At 60.6% G+C, this 14,983-nt stretch carries 18 protein-coding genes; 11 read left to right on the forward strand and 7 right to left on the reverse strand.

Features of this window, described 5'->3' with window-relative positions; translation table 11 throughout:
* Positions 1-44: 44 nt before the first annotated feature.
* The gene (locus H096_RS22015; protein ID WP_033901456.1) at positions 45-2,555 is read right to left on the reverse strand and encodes an ABC transporter permease; all 2,511 of its coding nucleotides are present in this window, start codon (positions 2,553-2,555) and stop codon (positions 45-47) included.
* Positions 2,555-3,238 carry an ABC transporter ATP-binding protein gene (locus H096_RS22020; RefSeq protein WP_033901457.1) on the reverse strand — a complete coding sequence of 228 codons (684 nt, stop codon included), beginning with the start codon at positions 3,236-3,238 and terminating at the stop codon, positions 2,555-2,557. Before H096_RS22020 ends, H096_RS22015 begins: the two co-directional genes overlap by 1 nt.
* 10 nt (positions 3,239-3,248) lie before the next feature.
* On the opposite strand from H096_RS22020, the gene H096_RS22025 reads away from it, so the two are divergent.
* From H096_RS22025 to H096_RS22035, 3 genes are all read left to right on the forward strand, one after another.
* A complete protein-coding gene (locus H096_RS22025; RefSeq protein ID WP_033901458.1) occupies positions 3,249-3,854 on the forward strand; it encodes an arylesterase in 606 nt (201 codons plus the stop codon).
* A 58-nt stretch (positions 3,855-3,912) separates the two neighbouring features.
* Positions 3,913-4,206 (forward strand): hypothetical protein, encoded by a 294-nt coding sequence (locus H096_RS22030; protein ID WP_010211879.1) that lies wholly within the window; start codon positions 3,913-3,915, stop codon positions 4,204-4,206.
* Positions 4,207-4,279: 73 nt separating this feature from the next.
* The gene (locus H096_RS22035; RefSeq protein ID WP_033901459.1) at positions 4,280-5,248 is read left to right on the forward strand and encodes a L,D-transpeptidase family protein; all 969 of its coding nucleotides are present in this window, start codon (positions 4,280-4,282) and stop codon (positions 5,246-5,248) included.
* 122 nt (positions 5,249-5,370) lie between these two features.
* Here H096_RS22035 and oprI read toward each other — a convergent pair whose 3' ends face one another.
* Entirely contained in the window at positions 5,371-5,622 is a 252-nt protein-coding gene (oprI, locus tag H096_RS22040; protein ID WP_003172710.1) for an outer membrane lipoprotei OprI, read from the reverse strand.
* Positions 5,623-6,235: 613 nt separating this feature from the next.
* Here oprI and H096_RS22045 point away from each other — a divergent pair.
* Positions 6,236-6,517 carry a GNAT family N-acetyltransferase gene (locus H096_RS22045; protein WP_003189869.1) on the forward strand — a complete coding sequence of 94 codons (282 nt, stop codon included), beginning with the start codon at positions 6,236-6,238 and terminating at the stop codon, positions 6,515-6,517.
* A gap of 64 nt (positions 6,518-6,581) precedes the next feature.
* On the opposite strand, the gene H096_RS22050 is transcribed toward H096_RS22045, so the two are convergent.
* Entirely contained in the window at positions 6,582-7,658 is a 1,077-nt protein-coding gene (locus H096_RS22050) for a 3-deoxy-7-phosphoheptulonate synthase (protein WP_016975370.1), read from the reverse strand.
* Positions 7,659-7,789: 131 nt separating this feature from the next.
* Positions 7,790-8,224: a PilZ domain-containing protein gene (locus tag H096_RS22055; RefSeq protein WP_033901460.1), complete on the reverse strand. Its 435-nt coding sequence runs from the start codon at positions 8,222-8,224 to the stop codon at positions 7,790-7,792.
* Between H096_RS22055 and H096_RS22060 the strand changes: the two genes are divergently transcribed.
* The 5 genes from H096_RS22060 to cysB all read left to right on the forward strand — a co-directional run bounded on the left by H096_RS22060 (position 8,223) and on the right by cysB (position 12,130).
* Complete coding sequence (locus H096_RS22060; RefSeq protein ID WP_033901461.1) at positions 8,223-8,609, forward strand: thioredoxin; 387 nt, start codon at positions 8,223-8,225, stop codon at positions 8,607-8,609. The two genes, H096_RS22055 and H096_RS22060, sit on opposite strands and share 2 nt — an antisense overlap.
* Positions 8,606-9,559, forward strand: coding sequence for a putative 2-dehydropantoate 2-reductase (locus H096_RS22065; protein ID WP_033901462.1), 954 nt, complete (start codon positions 8,606-8,608; stop codon positions 9,557-9,559). The genes H096_RS22060 and H096_RS22065 overlap by 4 nt, the downstream gene beginning before the upstream one ends.
* A gap of 15 nt (positions 9,560-9,574) precedes the next feature.
* Positions 9,575-10,480 (forward strand): 5'-nucleotidase, encoded by a 906-nt coding sequence (locus H096_RS22070; RefSeq protein ID WP_033901463.1) that lies wholly within the window; start codon positions 9,575-9,577, stop codon positions 10,478-10,480.
* Between the two features lie 71 nt (positions 10,481-10,551).
* Positions 10,552-11,052 (forward strand): universal stress protein, encoded by a 501-nt coding sequence (locus H096_RS22075; RefSeq protein WP_033901464.1) that lies wholly within the window; start codon positions 10,552-10,554, stop codon positions 11,050-11,052.
* 103 nt (positions 11,053-11,155) lie between these two features.
* On the forward strand, positions 11,156-12,130 hold the full coding sequence (cysB, locus tag H096_RS22080) for an HTH-type transcriptional regulator CysB (RefSeq protein WP_012722988.1): 975 nt from the start codon (positions 11,156-11,158) through the stop codon (positions 12,128-12,130).
* Positions 12,131-12,135: 5 nt separating this feature from the next.
* On the opposite strand, the gene H096_RS22085 is transcribed toward cysB, so the two are convergent.
* Positions 12,136-12,618: a GreA/GreB family elongation factor gene (locus tag H096_RS22085; RefSeq protein WP_033901465.1), complete on the reverse strand. Its 483-nt coding sequence runs from the start codon at positions 12,616-12,618 to the stop codon at positions 12,136-12,138.
* Between the two features lie 6 nt (positions 12,619-12,624).
* A complete protein-coding gene (locus H096_RS22090; protein ID WP_033901466.1) occupies positions 12,625-12,993 on the reverse strand; it encodes a hypothetical protein in 369 nt (122 codons plus the stop codon).
* A gap of 132 nt (positions 12,994-13,125) precedes the next feature.
* Here H096_RS22090 and earP point away from each other — a divergent pair, with 132 nt between their 5' ends.
* Both earP and H096_RS22100 read left to right on the forward strand, forming a co-directional pair.
* The gene (gene earP / locus H096_RS22095; RefSeq protein WP_033901467.1) at positions 13,126-14,259 is read left to right on the forward strand and encodes an elongation factor P maturation arginine rhamnosyltransferase EarP; all 1,134 of its coding nucleotides are present in this window, start codon (positions 13,126-13,128) and stop codon (positions 14,257-14,259) included.
* A gap of 49 nt (positions 14,260-14,308) precedes the next feature.
* Positions 14,309-14,881, forward strand: coding sequence for an elongation factor P (locus H096_RS22100; RefSeq protein ID WP_003172723.1), 573 nt, complete (start codon positions 14,309-14,311; stop codon positions 14,879-14,881).
* The last annotated feature ends 102 nt before the right edge of the window (positions 14,882-14,983 follow it).

Consider the following 14,983-nt stretch of genomic DNA (forward strand, 5'->3'; position numbering starts at 1 on the left):
TAACAATGGCCCGCCTGCCGTGAGGCAGGCGGGCCATTGTCGTTTCAACCTTCGCGCAGGACGGTCAATGGGCTTGCGTTGAGGGCCCGACGGGTGCCGAACACTCCGGCGGTGCCAATCAACACCGCGCCGATCACCGGCAGTAACAACAGCCACGGGTGAGGATGCCAGGCGAGGTCGAACGCATAGCGGTACAACACCCAGGTCACCAACTCCGTCCCCAGCGCAGCCAGTAATCCGCTGGCGGCCCCCAGCAATCCGAACTCGATGCGCCGGGCCTTGACCAGCAGCTTGCGTTCAGCCCCCAGCGCACGCAGCAGCGCGCCCTGGCGAATACGTTCGTCCAGGGTGGCTTGCAGGCCGGAGAACAGCACCGCCATGCCGGCCGCCAGTACGAACAGCAGCACGTATTCCACCGCCAGGGTTACCTGGGCAAGAATGCTGCGCAACTGCTCCAGCAGCGCCTCGACCTGCAGGATGGTCACCGCCGGGAAAGCCCGGGAGAGGTCGACGATCTGTTGGTCGTGACCCGGTGCCAGGTAAAAGCTGGTCAGGTAGGTGGCCGGCAGGTCCTTCAAGGTGCCGGGCTGGAAAATCATGAAGAAGTTGGGTTGGAAATTATCCCAGTTGATGGTCCGCAGGCTGGTGACCCGGGCTTCGCGATTTTCCCCTGCCACGGTGAACACCAGGTGGTCGTTCAGTTTGAGCTTGAGGCTTTCCGCCACTTTGGCTTCCACCGAGACGCCAGGGATTTCATCCGCCGGTTGCGGCGACCACCACGTGCCTGCGGTCAGCGCATTGCCGGGCGGCAGGTCGGCGGCCCAGGTCAGGCTGAGGTCCCGCTGCACGGCGCGGTCGCCGCTGGAATCCTTGCTGACAATCTCTTGCACCGGCTCGCCATTGATACTGATCAGCCGGCCAGGCACCACTGGATACAGCGGGGCGGATTGCGCTTGCAGTTCCAACAGGCGGGCGCCGAAGGCGTCTTTGTCGGCAGGCAGGATGTTCAGCGCGAAATAGTTGGGTGCGTCCTTGGGCAACTGGTTTTGCCAGGTGTCGAGCAACTCGCCGCGCAGCAGGGCGATGAGGCCCATCGACAGCAGGATCAGGCCGAACGCCAGCGACTGGCCAGCAGCTGCCAGCGGGTGACGTAACAACTGGCCAAGGCCCAGGCGCCAGGGCAGGGAGGCACGGGCCAGCAGGCGGCGCAGGCTCTGCAGCAGCAACAGCAGCAAGCCACCGAGGATCAGCGCAGCCACGACGCCACCGCCGAGCAGGGCGAAGGTGAGTACCAGGTCGAGGCTCAAGCGCCACATGATCAAGCCCAGGGCAAACAGCGCCGTGCCGTAGACCATCCAGGTGCTGGACGGGATCGGCAACAGGTCGCGGCGCAACACCCGCAACGGCGGCACGCGGCCCAGCGCGGCCAGTGGCGGCAACGCGAAGCCGGCCAGTGCGACCAGGCCCGTACCTATCCCGGCGATTGCCGGCAACAGCCCGCCGGGGGGAACGTCCGAAGGCAGCAGGTCGTGCAGGAAGTAGAACAGGCCAAACTGTGCCAGCCAGCCGAGCAAAGCGCCGGCCAGGCTGGCCAGCAGGCCCAGGACGGTCAATTGCAGGCTGAACAGCAACATGGCTTCACGCCGTGACAACCCGAGGCAGCGCAACAAGGCGCTGGCGTCGAAGCGTCGGGTGGCGAACCGGTTGGCGGACAGCGCCACGGCCACGCCGGCGAGCAGCACCGCCACCAGGCTGGCCATGTTCAGGTAGCGTTCGGCCTTGCCCAGGGCGCCGCCGATCTGTTGGTTGCCGTCGCGTGAATCCTGCAGCCGCTGGTTGGCGGCGAGCCCCGGCTTGATCAGGTCGCGATAGGTTTGCAGGACCGTGGTGCCTTGGGGGCCACGCCACAGCTCGCGGTAACTGACGCGGCTGCCGGGCTGGACCACCCCCGTGGCCTGCAGGTCTGCCAGGTTGATCATCACCCGTGGCGTGAGGCTGTAGAAGTTGCCGGCACGATCGGGCTCGTAGGTCAGCACTCGCGCGAGGCGCAGGGTCTTCATGCCGACGTCGACGCTGTCGCCGACCTTGAGGTTCAACGCCGTCAGCAGCCGCGCCTCCACCCAGGCTTCGCCGGGTTTTGGCTCGCCGCCGGATGTTTCTTCACCGAAGGGTGCGGCGGCGCTTTTCAGTTCGCCCCGCAGCGGGTACTGCTCGTTCACCGCCTTGATGCTGGAAAGCTGGATGCCGTTATCGGTGGCGATCACGCTGGAGAACTCCACCACGCTCGCATGATCCAGGCCCAGCTCGATGCCGGACTGGACCTGCTCGGGACGCGCAGGCGAACTGCCTTCCAGGACCAGGTCTGCGCCGAGGAACTCGGTGGCGCGCAACAGCATGGCGCCGTTGAGGCGGGCGCCGAAATAACCGATGGCGGTGCTGGCGGCCACGGCCACCAGCAGGGCGAAGAACAACACGCGCAATTCACCAGCGCGGGCATCGCGCAGCAATTGGCGCATGGCAAGGCTGAACAGGCGCAACAGCGGCAAACGTGCCATCAAGGCTCCAGGGGCGCGACCATCAGGCCGGCTTCAAGGCGGATCAGGCGTCGGCAACGATGGGCCAGGCGCTCGTCATGGGTGACCAGCACCAGGGTCGTGCCGCTCTCTTTATTGAGTTCGAACAGCAGGTCGCTGATGCGTTCGCCGGTGTGGCTGTCGAGGTTGCCCGTGGGCTCATCGGCAAACAACACGTCCGGCTCGGCCGCAAAGGCGCGGGCAATCGCCACCCGTTGTTGCTCGCCGCCCGACAGTTGGCGAGGCGAGTGGGTCAGGCGTTGGCCCAGGCCAACGCGCTCGAGCAGGTGCCGGGCGCGTTCGCGGGCGTCCTTGCGGCCGTCGAGCTCCAGCGGAAGCATGACGTTTTCCAGCGCATTGAGGCTGTCGAGCAATTGGAAAGACTGGAAGACGAAACCCACGTGCTCGGCGCGAATGCGCGCGCGCTGGTCTTCGTCGAGGGTGCTGAGGGCTTGGCCGGCGAGGGTGACTTCGCCGCTGCTGGGCAGGTCGAGGCCGGCCAGCAGGCCGAGGAGGGTGGATTTGCCGGAACCGGAGCTGCCAACGATGGCCAGGCTGTCGCCCTTGTTCAGTTCCAGGCTCAGTTCGTGCAGGATAGTCAGTTCACCTTCCGCGCTGGGAACCACTTTGCTAAGGTCCCGCGCGATGAGAATGCTTGCGCCCATGGAGAATCCGATGCGAATGTGGTTTTTGAGTGCTGGCCTGGCCTTGATGTGCATGGCCCAGAACGCAGCGGCGGGTACAGTCCTGATCGTTGGCGATAGTATCAGTGCCGGTTTCGGCCTGGATACCCGCAAAGGGTGGGTAGCCCTGCTCGAGCAACGGCTCAAGAAGGAGGGTTTCGACGATAAAGTGGTGAATGCCTCCATCAGCGGCGACACCAGTGCCGGAGGCCTGGCGCGGCTGCCGGCGGCGCTTGCAGAGCATAAGCCCGAGGTTGTGATCATCGAATTGGGCGGCAACGATGGCCTGCGCGGCCAGCCGCCGGCGCAATTGCAACAAAATCTTGCCTCGATGATTGATCGCTCCAAGGCCATCGGCGCCAAGGTGCTGTTGCTGGGCATGCAGTTACCGCCCAATTATGGCCCGCGCTACACCACCGCGTTTGCCGAGGTCTATGGCGTGCTGGCCAAACAGAAAAACGTCCCGCTGGTGCCGTTTTTCCTTGAAGGCGTGGGCGGGCATCCGGAGCTGATGCAGGCTGATCAACTGCACCCGGCGGTCGGCGCCCAGGGCAAGTTGCTGGAAAATGTCTGGCCGACGCTAAAACCGCTGCTATGACGCTTTTCTACCGGCAGGCTTTCGGCTAAGGTGGCGCCCCCCCGATTTGGAGCCCCTGATGTCGCGTCCTGCCTGGTCCCTGTTTAACTACCAACTGATCGAGCCGGACGAGCAGCTGGATCTGTTCGCCTGCCAGGAAGTGCGGGTGCATCTGGTGGCGCGTCAACTGGAACTGGGCGGCTCCATCGATCGCACGCTGTGCGGCACGTTATTGCCTGCGCAACCGCGTTGGTCGCGGGTTGATCGTTCGATCTTCCAGGACCAGCGCCTGTGCCCTTTGTGCCGCGCCATCCTGGAATCCCAGAAGCGCGGTACGCCGCCGATCTGGCCGGAGCTGCGTTTCGAGTTGTAGGGGGCAGCTAGAAGCGCGCTTCACGTATACAATCGATGTTTACCTACCCGTCGTTCTGCGAAGGATTTACCGGATGTTGTCGCGCCTTTCCGTCGTCACCTGCTGCCTGTCTCTCGCTGCCCTCTGTGCGGCCGGTTCGGCGTCAGCCCTGCAGTTGCCCTTGCCACCACCGGGTGAAGACATCGTCGGCCAGGTCCAGGTGATCAAGGCCAAGTACGAAGACACGTTTGCCGACCTGGGCACCACCTATGACCTGGGCTATTCGGAGATGGTGGCGGCCAACCCGGGCGTGGACGCCTGGTTGCCGGGGGCAGGCACCGAGATCGTGTTGCCGACGCGCTTCATCCTGCCGCCGGGCCCGCGCGAAGGTATTGTGATCAACCTGGCGGAATACCGACTCTATTACTTCCCCAAGGGCCAGAACGTGGTCTACACGTTCCCGTTGGGGATCGGCCGTGAAGGCTGGGGGTCGCCAATCGCCCACACCAGCATCATTGCCAAGACACCCAACCCGACCTGGACGCCGCCCGCGTCGATCAAGGCCGAGCACGCTGCCAACGGCGACCCGCTGCCCAACGTGGTGCCGGCCGGTCCGGACAACCCGCTGGGGCCGTTCAAGTTCACCCTGGGCACGCCGGGTTACCTGATCCATGGTTCCAATATGAAGTTTGGTATCGGCACGCGTACAAGCCACGGTTGTTTCCGCATGTTCAACAACAACGTGCTGGAGATGGCGGGCATGGTGCCGGTGGGGACGTCGGTGCGCATCATCAACGATGCCTACAAGTTTGGTCGCAGTGGTGGCAAGGTCTACCTTGAAGCGCATACGCCATTGAATGATGACGGGACGCCGTCAGTGGTCGACAAACACACCGCCGTCATCAATGCCTTGCTCAAGCGTGAAGACTTGGCCAACCAATTGCGCGTGAACTGGGACCAGGTGCGTGATGTAGTGGCGGCGGAAGACGGCTTGCCGACGGAAATCGGCGTGCCTGGCGCAGCCTCGGTGGCCGCCAGTGTGCCGATCGATCTGCAGCAGTAACGTTGTGTGATCAACAGCCCGCTACGGCGGGCTTTTTATTGCCCGCGATTCAGGTGCAAACCCCAGGCAATAAAAAAGCCGACCCATAAATGGATCGGCTTGATAACAACCCCGAAGGATTATTACTTGCGGCTAGCTTTTTCAAGCATACGCAGTGCGCGCTCGTTAGCTTCGTCAGCAGTCTGTTGTGCTTTTTGAGCAGCAGCCAGAGCTTCATCAGCTTTACGGTAGGCTTCGTCTGCACGGGCCTGGGAGCGAGCTGCTGCGTCTTCAGTTGCAGTCAGACGAGCTTCGGTTTCTTTGGAGACGCTGCTGCAACCGGTAGCCAGAACTGCGGCCAGAGCCAGAGCAGAGAATTTCAGAACGTTGTTCATCGTGTTCCCCTTCAAGGACTTTCTATTAGATGGCTAGTTCGCCCAGGGTGAGCTAATAGCCGGCGTACATACTACCCATTACTTGTAGTAAGTAAACTGACGTAGCGCAAGAAGCAAAAAAAATTCTCGCGCCGAATCTATTTTGGCTAATCTTTTGGAGGTTTGTATAAAAACCGTCCAATTTTTTTCAAACAGGCGAAAATTGGATCCAGGCTGAAAGGGCCGGCCCGCATGTGTTAAGCCTTGTAAACAGATGAAAATTTATATATCCAAGCTGACACTTACGTTCAGCCTGGCTTTGCTTTGCCCGGCATCTTTTGCGCATGTAGAGGTGACTTTAAGAGCGCCTGTTCGTCTTAAGGTTCAACTGCCGGCAATGTTCAGGCTTTCGATCCCAGGTTGATCGGAGCCCTTTCTATATCCACCAGCGGCAGGGGATGACGAGCGCGCCTTGAGCAATTTCAGGATTGGTGCCTACTATTCCCTACGTGCTGGTTGTAAACGCTCAGGGTTTTCTCGTTGTCGAAACCGGCACGGGGTGGCGTAGATGTTCCTTCGCCGGACAAACATCGGTAAGGTAGGGGTCAGAAACCAAGACCCGCGAGGAGTAGTGATGAGCGAGGCGTTGTCCATCCACCATGACCAGGCTGGTCATCAGTTCGAGACCAATGTGGACGGTCATCGTGCCTATCTGACCTATATGGACCTCGGCAAACAGACCCTGGATATCTATCGGACCTTCGTGCCCAACGCACTGCGGGGCCGTGGGATTGCGGCGGCACTGACCGAGGAAGCCCTGAAGTTCGCCGAAGAGGCAGGCTATACGGTGATCCCGTCCTGCTCCTACGTAGAACGTTACATGGAGCGCCACCAGCGCCATGCCGCAAAGCTGTAAACCGTAAACAGCACCATGAAAAACGCCGGGCTTAGCCCGGCGTTTTTGTGTGCGCAGTTTAAAGTCAGGTGCGTTTGCGTTTAGGCAGAACGTCCTTGAGCTTGGCATGCATGCTGCGCAGGGTGTTTTCGGTAGCCGCCCAGTCGATGCAGGCATCGGTGATCGACACGCCGTACTGCAAGTCGGCCAGGTCTTTTGGAATCGCCTGGCAACCCCAATTCAGGTGGCTTTCGACCATCAGGCCGATGATCGACTGGTTGCCTTCCAGGATCTGGTTGGCGACGTTTTCCATCACCAGCGGCTGCAAGGCCGGGTCCTTGTTGGAGTTGGCGTGGCTGCAGTCGACCATGATGTTCGGCTTGATCTTGGCCTTGTTCAGTGCCTGCTCGCACAGCGCAACGCTGACCGAATCATAGTTGGGCTTGCCGTTGCCGCCACGCAGCACCACGTGACCGTAGGCGTTGCCCTTGGTGGTGACGATGGACACGCCACCTTCCTGGTTGATCCCCAGGAAACGGTGCGGGCTGGAGACCGATTGCAGCGCGTTGATCGCCACGGTCAGGCCGCCGTCGGTGCCGTTCTTGAAGCCCACGGCCGAGGACAGGCCGGACGCCATTTCACGGTGCGTCTGGGATTCAGTGGTGCGTGCGCCGATGGCCGACCAGCTGATCAGGTCCTGCAGGTACTGCGGGGAGATCGGGTCCAGGGCTTCGGTGGCGGTGGGCAGACCCATCTCGGCCAGGTCCAGCAGCAACTGACGACCGATGTGCAGACCGTCCTGGATCTTGAATGAGTCGTCCAGGTACGGGTCGTTGATCAAGCCTTTCCAGCCCACAGTGGTACGCGGTTTTTCAAAATAGACGCGCATCACCAGGTACAGGGTGTCGGACACTTCCGCCGCCAGCACTTTGAGGCGCTCGGCGTACTCGTGGGCAGCCTTCAGGTCGTGGATCGAGCAAGGCCCGATGACGACGAACAGGCGGTGGTCGGTGCCGTCGAGAATGTCACGGATGACTTCGCGGCCCTTGGTGACGGTCTGCAGGGCAGCGTCGCTCAAAGGAATTTCGCGCTTGAGCTGATCGGGCGTGATCAGGGTCTCGTTGGATTCGACGTTTAGGTCATTGATCGGTAAATCAGCCATCGTGTTACTCGTCAGGGTCACGGGTGCCGGCCGCCAGCCATCCCCGTGCGGCGGAGCACAGCATGATTTGAATGCAGGGGGGAGGAACCTTAGCGCGTAACAAGGGCCCGCGACAATGGGCAAAGCCCGCTTTAATCCAGCGCTGGCGCCACAAAGGCCTCATGGGAGAACTCGCTGGCATGGCGCGATACCCACTCACGGGCCAGGGCTTCGAGTTGCTGGGGTGTCGGTTCGGCGTCTTCGTGCTGGCGGCAGTAGCGCTCTATCCGGCATGCTTGCTCACCCATTCGTGCACCGAACAGTGCATGTTCATCGGTAAACGCGACACCGACGCGGTAACCGTTTTCCACCTTGCGGCACCACGCCACATAGCCTGGATAACGCGCGCTGGCGCCCAGGGAGGGAATAAGCAGATCAACCGCCGTGCCTTCGCGCCAGGCGCGTGGCCAATGGCAGGCGATGCCGCCCAGGCCGACCGTGTGCAGGCGTTGGCGGGGAATGGCAGGAGAGGGGCGTTGGATTAACTCGACAGCGACATCATCAGGGTGAGGTAAAAAACGACCCATGTACACGGACTCCGAGCACCGTCCAAATGACGGCGGTGGCAGCAGTATAGTGAAGGAACTGGAATTGACCGACCTGGATATTGACCAGCAATTGCTGGGATTGCCAGGTATTTCGCTGGTTGTGTTTACCAGCAGTGGGTGTTCCAGTTGCCGTTGGGCGCGCCAGCAGGTACCCGGCTGGTCGCTGCCGGTGGACCGCGTGTGCTGGGTGGATGCCGGGCACAACGGTGGCGCGGTCGAACGCTACCAGATCTTTCATTTGCCGGCGCTGTTCGTGGTGTGCGAGGGTCAATTCCTCGGGCAATTGCAGACGCGTCTTACACTTGCTGACCTGAACGACTCTATCCACCAAGCGCTTACCCGCATTCCAGAGGATCTGCCATGACCGCACAATCACCCCGCATTGGCATCATCGGCACCGGCGCCATCGGTGGCTTTTACGGTTTGATGCTGGCGCGCGCCGGTTTCGACGTGCGCTTCCTGCTGCGCAGTGAATACGCGGCGGTCAGCGAGCAGGGCCTGCACCTCAACAGTACGGTGCATGGCCCTTTGCACCTGCACCCGGTGCAGGCTTATGCCCGCGCCGCCGATATGCCGCCGTGCGACTGGCTGCTGGTGGGTACCAAGTCGACCGGCAACGTCGACCTGGCCCCGACCATTGCCCAAGTCGCCGCGCCGGACGCCAAGGTGGTGTTACTGCAAAACGGCCTCGATGTCGAAGACAGCCTGCGTGAATACTTGCCAGCGTCCCTGCACTTGCTTGGCGGCCTGTGTTACATCGGCGTGCACCGTTCTGCCCCCGGCGTGATCGAGCATCAGGCGCTGGGCCGGGTCAATCTGGGTTATCACAGCGGCACGGCGGCCAATGATGAGGATGCGCAAAAGGCGATTGTCGAAGCCGGGGCCGCGCTGTTTCACGCGGCCGGCATCGAGTCCCAGGCCATGGCCAATGTGCATCAGGCCCGTTGGCACAAACTGGTGTGGAACGTGCCCTACAATGGCCTCTCCGTGTTGCTCGGTACCGGCACCACGGCGATGATGGCCGACGAATCCAGCCGCGAGCTGATCCAGGCGCTGATGGCTGAAGTGGTACAGGGGGCTCACGCCTGCGGCCATGAAATCCCCAAGAGTTACGCCGAGCAGATGTTCACCATGACCGAAACCATGGACGACTACCTGCCAAGCATGTACCACGACCATGTGCACAAGCGCCCGCTGGAACTGGCGGCGATCTACGCCCGGCCACTCGCTGCCGCCAAGGCTGCCGGTTGCGAGTTGCCGCGGATGCAGGCGCTTTACCAGGCCTTGAGTTTTATTGATCGGCATAACCGCTGAGTCGGGGAGCGTACTGTGGCAAAAGGATTGGGCGACAAACTGGTGTTGGCGATTTCCTCGCGGGCACTGTTCGACCTGAGCGAAAGCCATAAGGTCTACCTGGCCGAAGGGGTCGAGACCTATCGCCAGTATCAGATCGAACACGAGGAGGAAATCCTCGAGCCCGGTGACGCATTCCCGCTGGTGAAGAAGCTGCTGAGCTTGAACGCCAGCCTGGGCCGAGCTCGAGTCGAAGTGGTGCTGGTATCGCGCAACAGTGCCGACACAGGCCTACGCGTGTTCAATTCGATCCAGCATTACGGCCTGGATATTTCCCGCGCCGCATTCGTAGGCGGGCGTAGTCCTTATCCTTATTTGGCCGCGTTTGGTTGCCATCTGTTTCTCTCGACCCATGCTGAAGACGTGCGCAGTGCCCTCGATGCCGGGTTTGCGGCGGCGACGATTTTGTCTGGCGGCCCAAATCGTGCCTCCAGTGAAGAGCTGCGGATTGCCTTCGATGGCGACGCGGTGCTGTTCTCCGATGAGTCCGAGCGTGTTTACCAGGCCGGCGGCCTGGAAGCGTTCCAGGCCAATGAACGGGAGTCGGCCCGCCAGCCTTTGCACGGCGGTCCCTTCAAAGGTTTCCTGGCGGCGCTCAACTTGTTGCAGCGCGAGTTTCCAGACGAAGCCTGTCCGATCCGCACCGCCCTGGTCACCGCCCGTTCGGCGCCGTCCCATGAGCGGGTGATTCGCACCTTGCGCGAGTGGGATATCCGACTGGATGAGTCGCTGTTCCTGGGTGGCCTGGAAAAATCCGCATTCCTGGAAGCCTTCGCGGCTGATGTGTTTTTCGATGACCAGGCCGGGCATTGCGAAAAAGCCATGGAGTTCGTCGCTACCGGGCATGTGCCCCATGGCATCAGTAATGAGGTGAAGCGCTAAGTCAGTCGAAGTCAGCGAGGCACTGCTAAGCTGATTTCATCTCCGCCATCCTGGCAGTTCCAGGGGGTTCTATGATCCGTTCGATGCTGTACGCCACAGACCTCGGTCTGTACGCGCCTTATGTGATGCAACATGCGCTGGCGCTGGCCCGAACGTTCAAGGCGGACCTGTATGTGATTCATGTGGTCGAGCCTATCGGGCTGTTCGCCGAATCGGTGTTACAGAGCTACCTTGATGAAAAGGCCCTGAGTGAATGGCAGAGCCAGGGGTTGACCACGGTGATGGCGACTATCGAGCAACGGGTGCTGGACAGTTTTCGCGAAGAGTTGGGGGAAGGCGAGCTAGACCTGAAGTTGATTCGCTCGGTACGGGTGATCCAGGGGGACCCGTGCGAGGTGATTCTCGACCAACTGCGCAAACTGTCCGTGGATCTGCTGATCGTAGGCAGTCATAGCCATGCAACCGCGGCGGCCACTCCGTTGGGGCGCACCGCTGCACGGGTACTGCAGCTGTCTACGGTGCCGGTTTACCTGGTGCCTTCGTTGCAACGTCGACGCAGTGATGACGTGTGATGGATAAAAACGATAAAAAGTTCTAGATTTATCCGTCGAACCTTTAATATAGTTATATACCGTCGCTGATACCCGTGGCGTCTATCTGCTTTGAGGGACACATATGAAGCTTCAACAACTGCGCTACATCTGGGAAGTGGCGCACCACGACCTCAACGTTTCCGCTACCGCTCAAAGCCTCTACACCTCACAACCCGGTATCAGCAAGCAGATCCGCCTGCTCGAAGACGAGCTGGGCGTTGAAGTGTTCGCGCGCAGCGGCAAGCACCTGACCCGCGTGACCCCGGCCGGTGAGCGCATCATCACCACCGCCGGTGAGATCCTGCGCAAAGTCGAAAGCATCAAGCAGATCGCCCAGGAGTTTTCCAACGAGAAGAAGGGCACCCTGTCCATCGCCACCACCCACACCCAGGCGCGCTATGCATTGCCGCCGGTGATCCGCGATTTCATCAAGCAGTACCCCGACGTAGCGCTGCACATGCACCAAGGGTCGCCGATGCAGATTGCCGAAATGGCCGCTGATGGCACTGTCGATTTCGCCATCGCTACCGAAGCCCTGGAGCTGTTCGGCGACCTGGTGATGATGCCGTGCTACCGCTGGAACCGTTGCGTTGTCGTGCCCCAAGGCCACCCGTTGGCCAAGCTGCCGAAGCTGACCCTGGAAGCCCTGGCTGAATACCCGATCGTGACGTATGTGTTCGGTTTCACTGGCCGCTCCAAGCTCGACGAAGCCTTCAGCCATCGCGGCCTGACACCCAAAGTGGTGTTCACCGCAGCCGACGCCGACGTGATCAAGACTTACGTACGCCTCGGCCTGGGCGTGGGTATTGTCGCCAAGATGGCGGTCGACACGGCGCTCGACAAAGATTTGGTGGTGCTCGATGCCAGCGAGCTGTTCGAGTCCAGCGTGACCAAGATCGGTTTCCGCCGTGGCACCTTCCTGCGGGGCTTCATGTGCGACTTCATCGAGAAGTTTGCACCGCACCTGACCCGTGAAGTCATGGCCAAGGCGATCCAGTGCCACAACAAGCAGGAGCTGGAAGAGCTGTTCGACGGCGTAGAATTGCCGGTTCACTGAGTCGGCTATTTGGCCTCGGTAACCGTAAAATGTTGCCGAGCGCCTGCCACTAGAATCTCCACCTCATCGCCTTCGAACTTGCCCAGCAGGCTTTTGCCCAGCGGCGAGCGCGGGGTGATGACGGTCACCGGTTGCCCGACCACGTCCACTTTCAAGCCCGCCGCATCCGGCGCCAAAAACAGCCATTGCTGGCGACCGTTCTCGTCTTCCAGGCCCAGTAGTGCGCCAACCTCAATACCTCGTTGATCATCGTAAGCCCGCAGCGGCATGTTCTGGCACAGCAGCAACGCCTGCTTGATCTCCTCCACGCGTTTGGCTTGCCCCGCCGCCAGGTAGGAAGCCTCCAATCCCAGGGTGTCGTATTTGTTTTCCGCGATGTTTTCTTCGTGGGTCGCGGTTTCGTAAGCGGTCTGCGCTGCGCGTTGGGCAATATCGAGATCGAGGGTGAGCTTTTCTAATACAAGCTGGTGTACGGCATGTTTATTCATTGGTCATCAATCGCAGAATTGCAGGACATTGGCCCGGGTCTTGTCGTTGGGGGCGTTCTGGTCCTGTTGCAGCCAGAACTGGCATTTGGGGTTGGACAGGTTGCGCGCATTGTTGCGGGCCTGGTCCAGGGTCTGTTGCTGTTCCTGCTTTTGCAGGTTCTGCTGGTACTGCTCGAACATGCGGTTCGGCGGTTCAGGCGTCACCACCGCAGGCTTGCCCAATTGCTGCACGGCCTGGGCCACTGGCGCCAGGCTCTGCGGGAACAGGTAGCGCGAGGCCAGCCACGCTGTCAGCGCGAGGGCGATAAACCCCAGCCACACGCCAAACGCGATAGCAGCACTGAGCTTGAACAGCGACAACGGACGATCAGACATGGCGGCCTCCTGGCAGGCATAAACGGCGTGGCGGCGATTGTCGCACAGCCACTGTGCAGAATAATCGCGATCAAGCCTTCTGCATCCGCGCATTTATGCGGACAATCGAGCCTTTGAATGTTGGAGCCCGGAATGAAAGCCCGCTGGGATATTTTTTGTAGCGTCGTCGACAACTACGGCGACATCGGCGTGACCTGGCGCCTGGCCCGGCAATTGGTGTCGGAGCACGCTTGCGATGTGTGCTTGTGGGTCGATGACCTGCGGGCATTCGAGCGCATGTGCCCGCAAATCGATGTGCAGCAAGCGCTGCAATGGCAGGAAGGCGTCGAAGTGCGCCATTGGCCCACCGAGTGGGTGAAGGTGCCGGCAGCGGACGTAGTAATTGCCGCGTTCGCCTGTCAGTTACCGCCCGACTATATGGAGGCCATGGCTGAGCGCAAACGCGCGCCGTTATGGATGAACCTGGATTACCTGAGTGCCGAAGAGTGGGTGGTGGGCTGTCATCGGTTGCCGTCGGTCAAATTCAAGGGCGTGCAGAAGTACTTCTTCTTTCCTGGGTTCCGCGCCGGCACCGGCGGGTTGTTGCGTGAGGCAGGGTTGCTGGAGCGGCGTAAGGCGTTTCAGCAGGATGCCGGTGCACAGCGGGACTTCCTGCAAGCCTTGGGCATAGTTCCCGCAGCCGATGCGCGGCTTTTCTCACTGTTCGCCTACGAAAATGCCGGGCTGGCCAGCTGGCTGGACGTGTTATCGACGGACGGCCGTGCCACTCATCTGTTGGTTCCTGAGGGACGTATCCTGGGCGATGTGCAGCGCTGGCTCGGTGTGGACCCGCTGGTCGCAGGCGATATCCAGCAGCGCGGATCGCTGACGGTGCAAGTCATCGCCTTCGTGCGCCAGGAACAATACGACCACTTGCTGTGGTGCTGCGACTTCAATGCCGTGCGCGGCGAAGACTCGTTCGTGCGTGCCCAATGGGCCGGGCGTCCGCTGTTGTGGCACATCTACCGACAGGACGAAGACATCCATCTCGACAAGCTCGATGCCTTCCTGGCGCTGTACACCGCCAACTTATCACCGGCGGCCAGGGCGGCCGTTATCGGGCTCTGGCAAGCCTGGAACACCGAGGCCGACATGGCTCAACCGTGGAAAATGCTGCTGGACCACTGGCCGGAAGTGAATCTGCACGCCGAAACATGGTGTCTGGAACAAGGCTTGCAGGCCGATCTTGCGACGGCGCTGGTGCAGTTTTATGAAAGTTGGATATGATACGCCACCTTGAATTTTGTAAATCCCATCCAAATTTCGGATATATGCAATGAAAACTGGTAAAGAACTGAAACCCGGTACAGTGATCCGTCTCGAAAACGACCCTTGGCTGGTTCAGAAAGCTGAGTTCACCAAGTCTGGTCGTAACAGCGCAATCATGAAGACCAAGCTGAAGAACCTGCTGACCGGTTACAAGACCGAGATCGTCTACAGCGCCGATGACAAACTGGACGACGTGATCCTCGACCGCAAAGAAGCGACCCTGTCCTTCATCAGCGGCGACACCTACACGTTCATGGACACCACCGACTACACCATGTACGAGCTGAACGCTGAAGATATCGAAGCCGTTCTGCCGTTCATCGAAGAAGGCATGGAAGACGTCTGCGAAGCTATTTTCTTCGAAGAGCGCCTGGTTTCTGTAGAGCTGCCGACTACCATCGTGCGTAAAGTGGCCTACACCGAAGGTTCCGCTCGCGGTGACACTTCGGGCAAGGTGATGAAGCCTGCCAAGCTGAGCAACGGTACCGAACTGCAAGTGGCCGATTTCATCGAAATCGACGACCTGATCGAGATCGACACCCGCGAAGGCGGTTCGTACAAAGGTCGCGCCAAGAAGTAATTCTGGCCTTGCCGATACGAAAAAAGCCCGACTTTGAGTCGGGCTTTTTTATGGGCGTTGTCCCGTCCTGAATAAGGTTTACGCCTTCTGACCTATCTTCAG

The sequence above is a fragment of the Pseudomonas sp. FH1 genome (assembly GCF_000510895.2).
Taxonomy (GTDB): domain Bacteria; phylum Pseudomonadota; class Gammaproteobacteria; order Pseudomonadales; family Pseudomonadaceae; genus Aquipseudomonas; species Aquipseudomonas azotoformans_A.

Bases quoted from the DNA above. Each gene is read 5' to 3' on its own strand.
- H096_RS22015 (WP_033901456.1), bottom strand. From the start codon at position 2,555: ATGGCACGTTTGCCGCTGTTGCGCCTGTTCAGCCTTGCCATGCGCCAA.
- H096_RS22020 (WP_033901457.1), bottom strand. From the start codon at position 3,238: ATGGGCGCAAGCATTCTCATCGCGCGGGACCTTAGCAAAGTGGTTCCC.
- H096_RS22025 (WP_033901458.1), top strand. From the start codon at position 3,249: ATGCGAATGTGGTTTTTGAGTGCTGGCCTGGCCTTGATGTGCATGGCC.
- H096_RS22030 (WP_010211879.1), top strand. From the start codon at position 3,913: ATGTCGCGTCCTGCCTGGTCCCTGTTTAACTACCAACTGATCGAGCCG.
- H096_RS22035 (WP_033901459.1), top strand. From the start codon at position 4,280: ATGTTGTCGCGCCTTTCCGTCGTCACCTGCTGCCTGTCTCTCGCTGCC.
- oprI (WP_003172710.1), bottom strand. From the start codon at position 5,622: ATGAACAACGTTCTGAAATTCTCTGCTCTGGCTCTGGCCGCAGTTCTG.
- H096_RS22045 (WP_003189869.1), top strand. From the start codon at position 6,236: ATGAGCGAGGCGTTGTCCATCCACCATGACCAGGCTGGTCATCAGTTC.
- H096_RS22050 (WP_016975370.1), bottom strand. From the start codon at position 7,658: ATGGCTGATTTACCGATCAATGACCTAAACGTCGAATCCAACGAGACC.
- H096_RS22060 (WP_033901461.1), top strand. From the start codon at position 8,223: ATGTACACGGACTCCGAGCACCGTCCAAATGACGGCGGTGGCAGCAGT.
- H096_RS22055 (WP_033901460.1), bottom strand. From the start codon at position 8,224: ATGGGTCGTTTTTTACCTCACCCTGATGATGTCGCTGTCGAGTTAATC.
- H096_RS22065 (WP_033901462.1), top strand. From the start codon at position 8,606: ATGACCGCACAATCACCCCGCATTGGCATCATCGGCACCGGCGCCATC.
- H096_RS22075 (WP_033901464.1), top strand. From the start codon at position 10,552: ATGATCCGTTCGATGCTGTACGCCACAGACCTCGGTCTGTACGCGCCT.
- cysB (WP_012722988.1), top strand. From the start codon at position 11,156: ATGAAGCTTCAACAACTGCGCTACATCTGGGAAGTGGCGCACCACGAC.
- H096_RS22085 (WP_033901465.1), bottom strand. From the start codon at position 12,618: ATGAATAAACATGCCGTACACCAGCTTGTATTAGAAAAGCTCACCCTC.
- H096_RS22090 (WP_033901466.1), bottom strand. From the start codon at position 12,993: ATGTCTGATCGTCCGTTGTCGCTGTTCAAGCTCAGTGCTGCTATCGCG.
- earP (WP_033901467.1), top strand. From the start codon at position 13,126: ATGAAAGCCCGCTGGGATATTTTTTGTAGCGTCGTCGACAACTACGGC.
- H096_RS22100 (WP_003172723.1), top strand. From the start codon at position 14,309: ATGAAAACTGGTAAAGAACTGAAACCCGGTACAGTGATCCGTCTCGAA.